The organism is Leucobacter iarius, assembly GCF_039530105.1.
GTDB classification, from domain to species: domain Bacteria; phylum Actinomycetota; class Actinomycetes; order Actinomycetales; family Microbacteriaceae; genus Leucobacter; species Leucobacter iarius.
Genome location: NZ_BAAAOB010000002.1, coordinates 16,732 through 29,686, shown reverse-complemented (window position 1 = coordinate 29,686; position 12,955 = coordinate 16,732). Strand labels below are relative to the sequence as shown.

The following is a 12,955-nucleotide window of genomic DNA, read 5'->3' as shown; positions in this document are numbered from 1 at the left end:
TCGGATCAGCCTAGTGGGCGGCTGCCGGGATATGGGTCCGCGAGATGCGCTTGCGGAACACCCAGTAGGTCCAGCCCTGGTAGGCCAGCACCAGCGGCATGGTGAACACCGCGACCCAGGTCATGAGCTCGAGCGTCTTCTGCGAGCTCGCCGCGTCCGCGATCGACATGGACAGGGCGGGATCGGTGCTCGAGATCATCACGTTCGGGAACAGCGCGGCGAAGATCGTGAGCAGCGCGAACGCGATCGTGACCGCGTTGCCGGCGAAGGCGATGCCCTCGCGGCCGCGGAGGTTCGCGATCAGGCCCACGATGAACGCCACTGCGGCCACCGCGGCAAGCGCGGCGATCAGCACGACGTTCGGGTGCGCCCCGTGCATCAGCACGGTCCAGACGAGGAACGCCGCCGCCGCGACCAGGGTCACAATTCCGACCTTCGTCGCCAGCGCGCGAGCCCGGGTGCGCACGTCGCCCTCGGTCTTGAGCGCGATGAACACCAGGCCGTGGGTGAAGCAGAGCAGCGTCAGCGTGACGCCGCCGAGCAGGCCGTAGGGGTTCAGCAGCGTGAGCAGCGAGCCGGTGTAGATCCACCCGCCCGTCGAGAGCTCCTCGATGGGCAGCCCCTGCACCAGGTTCGCGAACGCGGTGCCCCAGAGCAGCGGCGGGAGCAGCGAGCCCCAGAAGATGAACTGGTCGAACCAGCGGGTCCACTCCCGACCCTTGCCCTGGTGGCGGTACTCGAACGAGACGCCGCGCAGGATCAGCGCCACGAGGATCAGCAGCAGCGCCAGGTAGAAGCCCGAGAACATCGTCGAGTACCACTCGGGGAACGCCGCGAAGAGGCAGGCGCCGGCGACGATGAGCCAGGTCTCGTTCAGGTCCCAGACGGGGCCGATGGTGTTGATGAGCACGCGGCGGTCGGTGTCGTCCTTGCCGAGGAACGGCAGGGCCATGCCGACGCCGAAGTCGAAGCCGTCGAGCACGAAGTACCCGATGAGCATGACGCCGACGATGAGAAACCAAATGGTGGTGAGTTCCATGATCGTGATCTCCTAATAGACCGTCTGCAGCTTCGACGCGTCGGCATCCGCGTCGTCGTCGCCGTCCGCGGACAGGTCGGGGGTACCGACCTTCGCGGCCTTCGTGATGAGCTTGAACTCGACGACCGCGAGCGAGCCGTAGACCAGCGTGAACACGATGAGCGACACCAGCACCGCCCAGCCGGGCACCCCCGGCGAAACGCCCGACGCGGTGGTCATCACCCCGAACACGAGCCAGGGCTGGCGGCCCATCTCGGTGAAGATCCAGCCCACGAGGGACGCGACCATCGGAATGGGGGCGGTCCAGATCGCGACGCGCCAGGCCCACATCGGCACCGCGCGGTTCTTGCGGGTCATCCAGAGGCCGACGATCGAGACGAGGGTCGCGAGGCCGCCGAGGGCGATCATCCAGCGGAACGCCCAGTACGTCACCCAGACGATCGGCACGAACGAGCCGTCGGTCGGGCAGGTGAGCAGGGTGGAGTCCGCGCCGCAGAACTGCTGCGTGTACTCGCCCTGCAGATCCCGGATGCCCTCGACGGTGCCGTCGAAGGTGCCCGTCGACAGGAACGACAGCAGGTACGGGATGCGGACCGAGAAGATCTCGTGCGCGCCGTCGGGGGTGCCGAGGCTGAAGATGGAGAACGACGCGTCGGCGCCGGAGGCCGTGTTGTAGAGCGCCTCGGCCGCGGCCATCTTCATCGGCTGGGTCTGGGTCATGACCTCGCCGAGCAGGTGACCGCTGAGCGCGACGCCCGCGAAGGCCACGATGTTGGCCCAGAGCCCGAACCGGAGCCCGGTGCGCATGTCGTCCACGAACTGGTTGCGCTTCAGGTGCCAGGCGGCGACGGCGACCATGACGCAGGCGGCGAACATGATCGACGCGAAGATCGTGTGCGGGAACTGGTGGGTGGCCACCGGGTTCAGCAGCACCGCTCCGATGTCGGTGAGCTCGGCACGGCCCTTCTCAGCGTTGATCTCGTAGCCGACCGGGTTCTGCATGAACGCGTTGGCGGCGAGGATGAAGTAGGCCGAGAGCATCGTCGCGATCGACGTGAGCCAGATGGAGGCGAGGTGCAGCCCCTTGGGCAGCTTGTCCCAGCCGAAGATCCAGAGGCCGATGAAGGTGGCCTCCAGGAAGAAGGCGATGAGGCCCTCCATGGCGAGGGGCGCGCCGAAGATATCGCCGACGAAGCGGGAGTAGTTCGACCAGTTCATGCCGAACTGGAACTCCTGCACGATGCCGGTGACGACGCCCATCGCGAAGTTGATGAGGAAGATCTTGCCGAACAGCTTGGTCAGGCGGAGGTACTTGGCCTTGCCCGTCCGGTACCAGCAGGTCTGCAGGATCGCAACGAGGAACGCAAGGCCGATAGTGAGCGGAACGAAGAGGAAGTGATACAGCGTGGTCAGCCCGAATTGCCATCGGGCCAGCGTGAGCGCATCGAGGAAGTCGTTCATATGACACTCCAGGGTGCGGGCGCGCACTCACTATGGAGCGCACTCCCATAGTGAGTTCCGGCTGGGGATGGTGATTCCCCGCAGAGCTACCGAACGGTGTCCGGTCACTGTCCATTTTCCGCTTCCTGGGGGTTCACTGCAAATACATCTTGACGTCGAACAACACCTGGATCAGGGATTTCTTCACGTCGAGCGACATGTCACCCGGCACCCCCGTCTCTGCCTAGGATGGACTGGTGACTGATCCCGCCATTCCCGATTCCCGGCCGAGACTCGCAGCCCGGACCGAGGACTGGGTGCACTCCCGCCGCGAGAAGCGGGCGAAGGCCCGCGGCAAGCTGCCCGCGGTGATCCCCTACATCGGCTACGGATCGACCGAGTGGGTGCGCGTGCTCGGCCGCGTGCTCTATCTGAAGCCCGCGGCGCACGAGCAGAGCCGCTTCCGGTCGGACGTGGCCGAGGTCTCGCGCGTGCGCGGCTGGCGCACCTTCACGAGCCTGCACGTGCCGCACCAGCGGGTGCAGGTGCTGATCGACGGCGAACCGCACGCGGAGGTCGAGGCGGATCGCGGCGGCGTGGTCGACGCGAACGTTCGCGCGGCGCTGTCGCCGGGCTGGCACACCATTGGTCTGCGCATCGCCGACGAGGAGCCCGCTGAGGCACCCGTCTACATCGTCGATCCCGCGGCCCGGTTCGGCGTCCTCTCGGACGTCGACGACACGATCCTGATCACCGCCCTGCCGAAACCGCTCGTCGCGGCGTGGAACAGCTTCGTGCTCGACGAGCACGCCCGGTCGGCGACGCCCGGCATGGCCGTGATGCTCGACCACCTGATGGCGGCCCACCCCGGCTCCCCCGTCATCTACCTCTCCACCGGAGCGTGGAACGCGGCACCCGCGCTCAGCCGCTTCATGGCGCGCAACCTCTACCCCATGGGGCCGCTGCTGCTCACCGACTGGGGCCCGACCCATGATCGCTGGTTCCGCAGCGGCAAGGAGCACAAGCGCCGCGAGCTCCGCCGCCTCGCGCGCGAGTTCCCCGAGGTGAAGTGGGTGCTGTTCGGCGACGACGGTCAGCACGACGAAGCGCTCTACCACGAGTTCGCGACCGCGCACCCCGAGAACGTCGCCGCCGTCGCGATCCGGCAGCTCTCGGTCGGCGAGGCCGTGCTGGCCGGCGGCCGTTCGAAGGCCCGCCTGCACCGCAGCGTGAGCGGAGTGCCCTGGATCTACGGACCCGACGGCGCCACGCTGCGCGAGGAGCTGCGCAAGCTGGGACTGCTGTGAGCGCCGGCGCCGCGGGCTTCTCGGGATCCGAGCCGCCGCAGACGCGGCAGTGGCGGCGAGCCTCGCGCAACCTCACCGGACGCTTCACCGTCAACGAACGCGCGCCGCTGCTCCAGGTCGCCAAAGCGACGGTCGCCGCGATCCTGACCTGGTTCGTCTGCCTCCTCATCTTCCCCGAGCAGCTGCCGATCTTCGGCGCGATCGCCGCGCTGCTCTGCGTGCAGGAGAGCGTCGACGCCTCGCTCACCCGGGGGATCGAGCGCGTCGTCGGCGTGCTGCTCGGCGTCTCGGTCGCGATCGGCGCGGGCAGCATCTTCGGCGCCCAGTCCTGGCTCTTCATCCTCGCCTTCGTCGTGGCCATGGCGGTCGGCTGGCTGCTCCGCATGAGCAATAGCTCGATGAACCAGATCGCCATCTCGGCGCTCCTCATGATCGCCCTCGGCGGTCTGCACCTCGGCTACGGCGTCGAGCGCCTCGTCGAGACCGCGATCGGCGCGGCGATCGGCGTCATCGTCAACGCGGCGATCGTCGCGCCCGTGCGCACCACCTCGGTCCGGTCGAAGATCAGCGAGCTGACCCTCGATGCGGCCGCAGCACTGCGGCGGCTGGCGGACGCGCTCGCCGAGCCCCGCGACGAGGCCTGGCTGGACGACATGCTCACTCAGGCCAGAGCCCTCCAGGAGAAGCGCTCCGACGTGCACGCGCTGCTGCGGCGCGCACGCGAGAGCCTCCGCCTGAACCCGCGCGGACCTCGGCACCGCGAAGCCCTCGCCGCGGACGACGCGCTGTTCGAGCGGTTGCAGCCGATCGTCACGCAGGTCATCGGCATGTCTCGCGCGATCTACGATCTCTACGACCCCGAGCTCGTCGAGGATTCCTCGGTCATCGGCATGGTCGAGGAGATGCGGCGCGCAGCTCACGATCTGGAGCTGCTCGCGCACCCCGCGCTGCCGGAGGGCGAGACCGATGCCGGCGCGGCCCAGGAGCCCCTCGCGCTCACGAAGCCGTACACGATCCCGAAGCCGCACCCGGTGCACTGGGTCCTGATCGGTTCGCTCATGGAGGATCTGCGCCGGATGCGCGGCCGCATCACGGGCGAGCTCTAGCCTTCCGCAGACCGCTTGGTATACCATGGTCCTGAGACTCGGCAGTCGAAGGAGACCACCGCCATGCCAGCACTGCACATCGCGAACGCGCGGATCGCGGGGACGCCGAGCGACATCGCCGTGATCGACGGCAGGATCGCGGCACTCGGTCCGAACGCGGCCGAGGTGCTCGCCGGCGTGGCGCACGAGACACTCGATGCTCGCGGCGTCACGGCCTTCCCGACGCTCGTGGATGCGCACATCCACGTCGACAAGACGACGTGGGGCGGAGCCTGGGTCTCCCGGGAGCCCATGTCGAGCATGCTCGACTTCATCACCGCGGACGCCGCGCTGCAGCAGCGGACGCGAGCGGAGACGCCCGTCGTCGAACGCGCCGGCGCACTCATGCGGCATGCCGTGTCTCGCGGCACCCGCGCGATGCGCGCGCAGGTCGACGTCGCGCCCGCGCACGGACTGCTGAACGTCGAGGGCGTCGCCGCCGCACGGCGCGAGCTCGCCGATGCGCTCGACGTGCAGATCGTCGCGTTCCCGCAGATGGGAATCCTGCGCGAGCCCGGCACGGCCGAACTGCTCGAGCGTTCGATCGAGGCCGGCGCCGACATCGTCGGCGGCATCGATCCGATCGGCGTCGACGGCGACCTCGACGGCCAGCTCGACACCGTGTTCGGCATCGCGCGCGCCACGGGTGCCGGCATCGACTTCCACCTGCACGACGACGGCGAGATCGGAGCGGAGCAGGTGCTCGCGATCGCCGAGCGCACGGCGAGGCTCGGCCTGCAGGGGCGGGTCACCCTCGGCCACGTGTTCGCGTACGAGAACGCCTCGCCGGCCACGATCGCCCGCATGAACCGTGCCGTCGTCGACGCGGGGATCGTGCTCGTCACGGTGGCACTCGGCGGCGAACCCGTGCTTCCCGTCTATGCGCTCCGCGATGCCGGGGTCGGGGTCGCCCTCGGCTCCGACGGGGTCCGCGATTCGTGGAGCCCGTTCGGCAACGCCGAGATGATCGAGCGCTGCCACCTGCTCGCCTATCGCCTCGAGGTGTTCACCGACCCCGATCTGCAGCACGCGTTCGACATCGCGGCGCACGAGGGTGCCCGGCTCATGGGCCTGCCGGAGTCGCGGCTGCGGATCGGCGATCCCGCCGACCTGATGCTCGCGGACGCCGTGCACGCGCCGCAGTTGATCGTCGACCGCCCGGTTCCCCTCGCGGTCGTGAAGGCCGGTCGGGTCGTGGCGCGCGAGGGACGCTACGCGCCGGGCGTCTGACCCCGGCCGGAACTCGCCCGGACCCGCAGCATGCTCTCGGACACGATCGGCCCCTCGACCGCGTCGCCTTCGATGCGGCGCAGCAGCATCTGCACGGCCAGCTCCGACTGCAGCGCCGGTTGGAAGTCGATCGCGGTGATCGGGGGGTCGCCGTGCTCCGCGGCCTGACTGTCGCCGCCGATCGCGATCAGCAGCTGATCGGGGATCCCGATGCCGAGATCTCGGCACGCGCGCAGCACGCCGGGGCGGTACTGCTCGGCCGACGCCACGAGCGCGTCGGGCCGGGGATCGGATCCGAGCAGCTCGAGCGCGTCGACGTAGGCGTCGTGGTTGATCCGAGCGGGCGGGATGAGCCGCACGATCTCCTCGGCGCCGTGCTCCGTCGCCCATTCGCGGTACGCACGGATCGTGTCCTCCGCCGACGACCAGCTCGCGTCGGGTGCGAGCAGGGCGATGCGCCTCGCACCGCGCTCGTGCAGGTGGTCGAGCAGCGTGCGCGTGTTGCGCTCGTAGTCCCCCGTGACCACGTAGGGCCAGTCGGGCCGCGAGGAGTCCCGTTCGATGGTGACCACGGGAACGCCGAGCCGTTCGAGCGAGGCGAGCCGCTCGTCGCCCTGCACCGGATCGCAGAGCACGACCCCGTCCGCGCCGATGAGGTTCCATCCCTCCTCGCCGCGGATCGTCGGCGGGGTGAGCGTGAGCGCGTATCCGGCTTCGAAGGCCGCGTTCGCGGCCGCACGTGCGCCGATCATGTACGCCTCGACGTCGAGCATCGGCACCGAGCCGTCGTCGGCCGTCGGCAGCGAATAGGCGATCGTCCCGGTACGGCCGAGCCGGAAGGCGAGCGCCGTCCGACTCGGCCGGTAGCCGAGCTCGGCGGCGGCCTGCCGCACGCGCTCACGCGTCGACTCCTTGAGCGTCCCTCCCCCGTTCAGCGATGAGGAGACCGTGCTGACCGAGAGCCCGAGGTGCTCGGCGACGTCTCGAATGGTCGTCCGCCTGGATCGTGCGGCACCGCGTTCTGCCATCTCGTTCCGCCCTCCGATTCGTGTCAGGAGACGAGTTCGGTTTCGACAATACGCGCTGCGAGCAGCTCACCGCGCCGCACGTGCCAGCGCGATGCCGCTTCGTTGCGCAGGGCCTGGATCCGGTCGGGAGCCGAGAGCACGATGAAATCGGCCGGCTCGCCGACGGCGATGGGCGTCGCCGCCCGTCCGATCGCGGCCCGTGCCGACGAGGTGACGAGGCTCCAGGCCGCGTCGATGCCTTCGCCCGGCAACCCGGCCAGCGGCAACGCGTGCCAGGCGAAGCGGGCGCGCTCCATGGGATCGAGGGTGCCGAGGAACTCCCAGTTGTCCTCGTAGTTGCCGATCCCGACGGCGACGTTCGCGCCGGCCGCGAGCAGTTCGAGCGGGCGGGACACGCCGCGGTAGGGCCGCGTTCCCGACAGGTTCGTCGGGCACACCGTGATCGAGATGCCGGCGGCCGCGACCTTCTCGATCACCCGAGCGGCCGTGTCGTCGTCGTACGTCTCGAGCGCGCCGACGTGGTTCGCGTTCACGCGTCCTTGCATGCCGGCCGCCACCGTCATCTCGGCGAGCGGTTCGAGCAGCCGCTCGCTCGGGTCGGTGAAGTAGTCGATGTTGATGTCGATCGGAGCGCCGAAGCGTTCGGCGAGCGCGAACACCGTGCGCAGGTGCTCGAGGCTCGCCGCCTCGTCCGGTTCGTTGTTCGGCCACCCGCCGACCCGGTCGGCGCCCTGCCGGAGCGCCTCCTCCACGAGTTCGGCCGCGCGCCGATCGGCGACGATCCCCTCCTGCGGGAACGCGGTCACCACGAGGTCGATCCAGTCCCGGCAGCGTTCGCGGGTGGCCAGCAGCGCCTCGACCGAGACGAGCCCGGTGATCGAGTCGATGTCGGCCTGTCCGGCCACGACACCGGTCCCCTCGAGCGCGCAGTCCCGCAGGAAGCGTTCGGCCCGTTCGCCGACATCCTCACGGGTGAACCGCGCTTTCAGGTCCCGCTGCCGCTGCATGCGGTCCTCGCGATCGCGCATCACTCGCGGCCCGAGCTCGGGGATCCGGCCGCGGCTGTAGACCTTGTCCGGGTGCGAGTGCGGTTCGGCGAACGGCGCGGACACCAGCCCGCCGCCGGCCCGGATCGTCTCGGCGCCCGGTCCTCCTTCGAGCGTCCCGGCCGGCGCGAGCGCGACGATCCGGCCGTCCCGGGCCAGCAGGTCCACCCGCGATCCGTCTCCGCCATCGATCCTCGCGTCGCTGACGAGCAGTTCGCTCGATCCGGTCTCAGAAGCCATCGCGGTTCACATCCTTGTAGAGCAGGTAGGCGGTCGACCCGGCACCGGCGACGGTGAAGGCCTGGGTGCAGTAGGGCGCCATGTACACGAAGTCGTCGGCGCGCACCTCGACGTGGTCCCCGTCGAGGTGGTAGATCCCGCCTCCGGAGAGCAGGTAGAGGCCGTGCTCCTGGTGATGGATCTCGACCATCCGGAAGCGTGCGCCGGGCTCGAAGCGCATGATGTTCATCGCCAGGTCGAAGCGTGCGTCGTCCGGCAGGCACTGCCCGTAGCTGCCGTCGATCCACTCGTCATCGTGGTCGGTCACGCCCGCGAGGGTGCCGTGCACGACCGGCGGCGCCTCGATGCCGTCGACCGGGAGGTACCGCTTCTTCACCCACAACGCGCGGGTCCGCGCGGTCGCGACGAGCTGGAAGGTGCGCCCCTCGGGAAGGAACAGGTATCCCTCGGCGTCGAGGCTCCAACGTTCGTCGCCCGAGACGGCCTCGAGCCCGCCCTCGAGCACGAACAGGAAGTTCTCGAAGCCGGTGCCGAGCTCGCCCGAGGATCCGGCCCCGGCTTCGAGCGTCAGCAGCACCTGCCCGAAGCGCGCCGGCGTGCCCTGGGGTGCGGCGAGCACGACCGCCGAGTACGGCGGCAGGAACGGCAGGCTGTTCTCGACCATCGTGTCGGGGGTCATCAGGTAGTAGCGGTTCCCGACCCGTCCGCGGCTGGTGGCGACGGGGTCGGGGTTCGGCAGGATCTCGGCGGCCATGCTGGCGCTCCGTTCGTGTTGGTGGTGGTCAGTCGAGTTCGGGATCGGCGTACGCGCCGCGCTCGATGAGCAGGCGGTCGTCGACGTGGATGGTCGGACGGTCGACGACGAGGTCGACGTGGACGCCCGATTCCCACTCGGCGCCCGTGTAGTCGCCGAAGGGATGGCCGATGGCGATGTGGCAGCCGGGCACGTTCTCGTCGAACAGCAGGTTGCCGGTGAGCGCGGTGCAGGCCCGATTCGTGCCGAAGGCCAGTTCACCGATGCGCGCCGCGTGCTCATCGCGTTCGAACCAGGCGGTGAGCCGCTCTGCGAGCACCGGATCGGGATGCGAGAGACCGACGAGGCGTCCGCCCGAGATCTCGAAGCGGGCCGGTTCGGCCAGCAACCCCGTGGCCGCATTGAACGGGTAGCCGATGACGGAGGCGGCGATGGTCCCGTTCGCGTTCACCGGGCTGCAGAAGGTCTCGCCCTGCGGCAGCCGTCCGCCCTCGCCCGGGCGGCGGTAGATCCCGGTGAACGGGGTCCAAGGACGCGCGGGATCGCAGTCGAAGACGATGTCGGTGCCGAGCGCGTTCGCGACGCGGACCCGCCGCACGCCTGCGACGCACGACGTGACCGCTTCGGTGAAGCGGGCCACCTCCGCGTAGTCGGTGGCGAGACCGATCCCGAGCGACGGCGCGTCGAGGGCGGGCAGCTGCGCGCTGCGCGCGCCGATGCCGTCGAGCAGTTCCCAGTAGCGGCCGTCCCAGGCGAGCCGATCGTCGGCGTCCCGGGCTGCGAACAGCACGACGCTGGGCCGGTCCTCGACGATGCCGGCCTCGATGCGGGCGAACGCCTCGTCGTAGGCGTCGTCGAGGGAAGGCAGCACGAGTAACCGCGTCGGGGCGAGCGCCGCCGAAGCCCGCTCGAGGTACTCGGCGAGCGGCGCGGTCGCCGCGTCGGTGAGCACGAGGACACGGTCGGCCTCCGAGATCGCGAGGCAGCCGGTCGCGAGCTCGCGGGCCCCAGCCTCCAGTTCGGCGGGGCCGATCCACGGGGCGCTCACGCGTCCCACCCCCGCATCGGAACGAAGCGCCCGACGCCCGGCGCTCCGACGAGCCCGCCGTCGCGCACCACCTCGGTGCCGCGCACGACGGTGCCGTCGACCCGGATCGAGCTGCGCCACCCCGCGTAGGGCGTCCACTTCCAATTGCCGAGCTGCTCGTCGACCGAGACGACCCAGTCGGCATCGGTGTCGAGCAGTACGAGATCGGCGTCCGCGCCGAGCTCGATCCGCCCCTTCTCCGGCGCCAATCGGAACAGCTCGGCCGGCCCGCTCGTGAGCGGGGCGACCGCTTCGGCGAGCGACCATCCGCGGCGCAGCGCCTCATCGAGGAAGAGCGGAGCGAACTCGCGCGCGCCCTGGACCCCGAAGGGGCCGGCGAACGAATCGCGATCGGCCAGGGCCTTCTCCCGGGGGTCGTACGGGCAGTGATCGGAGACGACCGCCGCGATGTCGCCGGCGCGCAGGCGCGCCCAGAGTCCGTCGACGAGCGCGGGTTCTCTGAGCGGAGGTGCGCACAGCGCCCGCCAGCCGAGCTCGGGGAATCGGGATGCGTCGAGCAGCAGGTGATGGGCGGCGACCTCGCACGTCGCGCGCAGCCCGTTCGCGCGGGCGGCCGTGACCAGATCCACGGCCTCGGGGACCGAGAGGTGCACGAAGTGCACGGCGCCCCCGGTCTCCTCGGCGATCCGAAGCACGTCGCGCACCGCGGCGAGCTCGATCCCGGGTCCGCGACCGGAGGCGAGAGCCGCGTACCCGCGCTCGCCGGACTCGCGGCTGCGGACGTCGAGTTCGAGGATCGCGGCGCGGTCCTCGGCGTGCACGAGCACCGTGCCGCCCGAGGCCGCCGCGACCCGGAATCCGCGCCGCAGATCCTCGGCGAGGGCCGCCGGATACCCCATGTCGTTCTCGGGCAGGAACGCCTTGAACCCGGCGGCCCCGGCAGCCGCCTGAGCCGGGATCTCGTCGATGCTGGGCCGGGTCATTGCGCCCCAGAGGCCGAAGTCGACGCGCGCACCCGCCGCGGCCAGGTCGATCTTCTCCCGATACCGCGCCCCCGTCGTGGTGAGCGGGCTCGAGAAGGGGTGGTCGCCGACGAACGTGTGCCCGCCGAGCGCCGAGTTGCCGGTGCCGACGGCGAAGTCGTCGGTGATCGACTCCCCCGGATTGTCGAAGTGCACGTGCAGGTCGAGGAAGCCGGGCAGCACGGCGCGCGCGCCCGCATCGATCCGGCGCGCCGCCGGCATCGAAGCGCCGGTCGCAACGTCGACGATCGCCGCGATCCGGCCGTCGCGCACGCCGAGCGCCGCAGCGACGAACGCCCCGCCGATGAGCACGCGGGATCCCTCGACCACGAGGTCGAAGGCCCGATCGAGCGCCGCGCCTGCGGACGTCCCGGGGCTCACTGCGCCGCTCCGGCGAAGCTGCGGGTCACCGCGCGCCGCGAGACGATCCGGCCGCGATGGATCGTCGTGAGTCCGCAACCCGGGTCGCGCAGTGCGCCCGCACGATCGGCCGCGTCGAGGATCACGAGTTCGGCGGGCATCCCGACCGCGAGATCCCCGGCACCCGCTCCGAGCGCGCGCCACGCGGCGCCCGAGACGAGGTCCCAGACCGTGTCCACCTCGTCCTCGTCGTCGAACGAACCGCCCCAGAAGGTCATGGAGGCGCGATCGAGCGGATTCAGCGTCCCGAGCGGATACCAGCCGTCGTTGAGATTGTCGGTGCCGGAGACCACGGGAACGCCCGCGGCCAGCAGTTCCTGCGGCCGGGACAGGCCGCGCGGACCGCCGTCGGCGAGATTGAGCGGGATCACGGCGATGGTGATTCCCGCCTCGGCGACGCACGCGATGATCCGGCGCGCATCGTCGTCGGTCTGCAGTTCGAGCGCGGCGCAGTGGCTCGTGAGCACGCGGCCCTGGTACCCGCGGCGGATCGTCTCCTCGGCGATGAACTCGAGGATCCGTTCTTCAGGGTCGAGGAAGCAGTCGGCGTGGATGTCGACGTCGACGTCGAACTCCTGCGCCAGGTCGAAGACGGTGCGCACGTGCGCCCGCTGGTCCTCCGGTGCGGCCTCGACGTTCGGCCAGCCGCCGACGAGGTCGGCCCCGGCCTCGAGCGCCGCACGCAGCAGCGACTCGGCGCCCGGATCGCGGATCAGACCCTCCTGGGGGAAGGCGACGATCTCGACGTCGAGCAGCTCGGCCACCGCCTCCCGGGCGCGCAGCAGCCCCTCGAAACCGCGCAGGCCCGCGACGGTGTCGACGTCCGCCGTCGCCCGCGCCCGCGTGACCCCGTTGGAGACCGCGAGGCGCAGCGCGCGCTCGGCGCGCGCCGCGACGTTCTCAGGAGTGAAGGCCGACTTGATGCGCGCCGCGCGCTCGAACGGCTCGAGCGATGCGAGCTCGGCGGCATCGATGCCGTCGGGCAGCACGCTCAGACTGTAGGACTTGTCCGGATGCACGTGCGGTTCGGCGAAGGCGCGGGAGACGAGGCCCCCGCACGCGTCGAGCACGCCCTCTCCGCCGGCCGCGTCGGTGCCGGTCGCGTGCGGCAGGATCTCGCGCACGACGACCTCGCCGTCCGGACCGGGACCCAGCACGAGATCCCACTCGCCGTCCCGACCGTGCAGCGCGGCGCGCACGATCCGTACCGCCTCGGTTCCCACCGGCGCACCCATG

11 protein-coding genes are annotated in these 12,955 nt (G+C 70.5%); 3 read left to right on the top strand and 8 right to left on the bottom strand.

Going from position 1 to position 12,955, the window contains the following annotated elements:
• Window positions 1–10: 10 nt before the first annotated feature.
• On the bottom strand, window positions 11–1,039 hold the full coding sequence (cydB, locus tag ABD169_RS09360) for a cytochrome d ubiquinol oxidase subunit II (protein ID WP_344031730.1): 1,029 nt from the start codon (window positions 1,037–1,039) through the stop codon (window positions 11–13).
• Window positions 1,040–1,051: 12 nt separating this feature from the next.
• Window positions 1,052–2,500, bottom strand: a complete 1,449-nt coding sequence (locus ABD169_RS09355) for a cytochrome ubiquinol oxidase subunit I (RefSeq protein WP_344031728.1) — start codon at window positions 2,498–2,500, stop codon at window positions 1,052–1,054.
• A 236-nt stretch (window positions 2,501–2,736) separates the two neighbouring features.
• Between ABD169_RS09355 and ABD169_RS09350 the strand changes: the two genes are divergently transcribed.
• The 3 genes from ABD169_RS09350 (at window position 2,737) to ABD169_RS09340 (ending at window position 6,161) form a co-directional block, all read left to right on the top strand.
• Window positions 2,737–3,786 carry an App1 family protein phosphatidate phosphatase gene (locus tag ABD169_RS09350; RefSeq protein ID WP_344031726.1) on the top strand — a complete coding sequence of 350 codons (1,050 nt, stop codon included), beginning with the start codon at window positions 2,737–2,739 and terminating at the stop codon, window positions 3,784–3,786.
• Window positions 3,783–4,892 carry an FUSC family protein gene (locus ABD169_RS09345; protein WP_344031724.1) on the top strand — a complete coding sequence of 370 codons (1,110 nt, stop codon included), beginning with the start codon at window positions 3,783–3,785 and terminating at the stop codon, window positions 4,890–4,892. Before ABD169_RS09350 ends, ABD169_RS09345 begins: the two co-directional genes overlap by 4 nt.
• Before the next feature lie 63 nt (window positions 4,893–4,955).
• The gene (locus ABD169_RS09340) at window positions 4,956–6,161 is read left to right on the top strand and encodes an amidohydrolase (RefSeq protein WP_344031722.1); all 1,206 of its coding nucleotides are present in this window, start codon (window positions 4,956–4,958) and stop codon (window positions 6,159–6,161) included.
• Here the strand turns inward: ABD169_RS09340 and ABD169_RS09335 are convergent.
• Genes ABD169_RS09335 through ABD169_RS09310 form a run of 6 tightly spaced genes read right to left on the bottom strand, consistent with a single transcriptional unit; the run spans window position 6,143 to window position 12,954 of the window.
• Complete coding sequence (locus ABD169_RS09335) at window positions 6,143–7,189, bottom strand: LacI family DNA-binding transcriptional regulator (protein WP_344031720.1); 1,047 nt, start codon at window positions 7,187–7,189, stop codon at window positions 6,143–6,145. The genes ABD169_RS09340 and ABD169_RS09335 overlap by 19 nt on opposite strands.
• Before the next feature lie 23 nt (window positions 7,190–7,212).
• Window positions 7,213–8,475, bottom strand: coding sequence for an amidohydrolase family protein (locus ABD169_RS09330; RefSeq protein ID WP_344031718.1), 1,263 nt, complete (start codon window positions 8,473–8,475; stop codon window positions 7,213–7,215).
• Window positions 8,465–9,229, bottom strand: a complete 765-nt coding sequence (gene allE, locus ABD169_RS09325) for a (S)-ureidoglycine aminohydrolase (RefSeq protein WP_344031716.1) — start codon at window positions 9,227–9,229, stop codon at window positions 8,465–8,467. The genes ABD169_RS09330 and allE overlap by 11 nt, the downstream gene beginning before the upstream one ends.
• A gap of 28 nt (window positions 9,230–9,257) precedes the next feature.
• Window positions 9,258–10,277: an aminopeptidase gene (locus ABD169_RS09320; protein WP_344031714.1), complete on the bottom strand. Its 1,020-nt coding sequence runs from the start codon at window positions 10,275–10,277 to the stop codon at window positions 9,258–9,260.
• Window positions 10,274–11,680 (bottom strand): dihydroorotase, encoded by a 1,407-nt coding sequence (locus tag ABD169_RS09315; RefSeq protein ID WP_344031712.1) that lies wholly within the window; start codon window positions 11,678–11,680, stop codon window positions 10,274–10,276. The genes ABD169_RS09320 and ABD169_RS09315 overlap by 4 nt, the downstream gene beginning before the upstream one ends.
• The gene (locus tag ABD169_RS09310; RefSeq protein ID WP_344031710.1) at window positions 11,677–12,954 is read right to left on the bottom strand and encodes an amidohydrolase family protein; all 1,278 of its coding nucleotides are present in this window, start codon (window positions 12,952–12,954) and stop codon (window positions 11,677–11,679) included. The genes ABD169_RS09315 and ABD169_RS09310 overlap by 4 nt, the downstream gene beginning before the upstream one ends.
• Window position 12,955 lies beyond the last annotated feature (1 nt).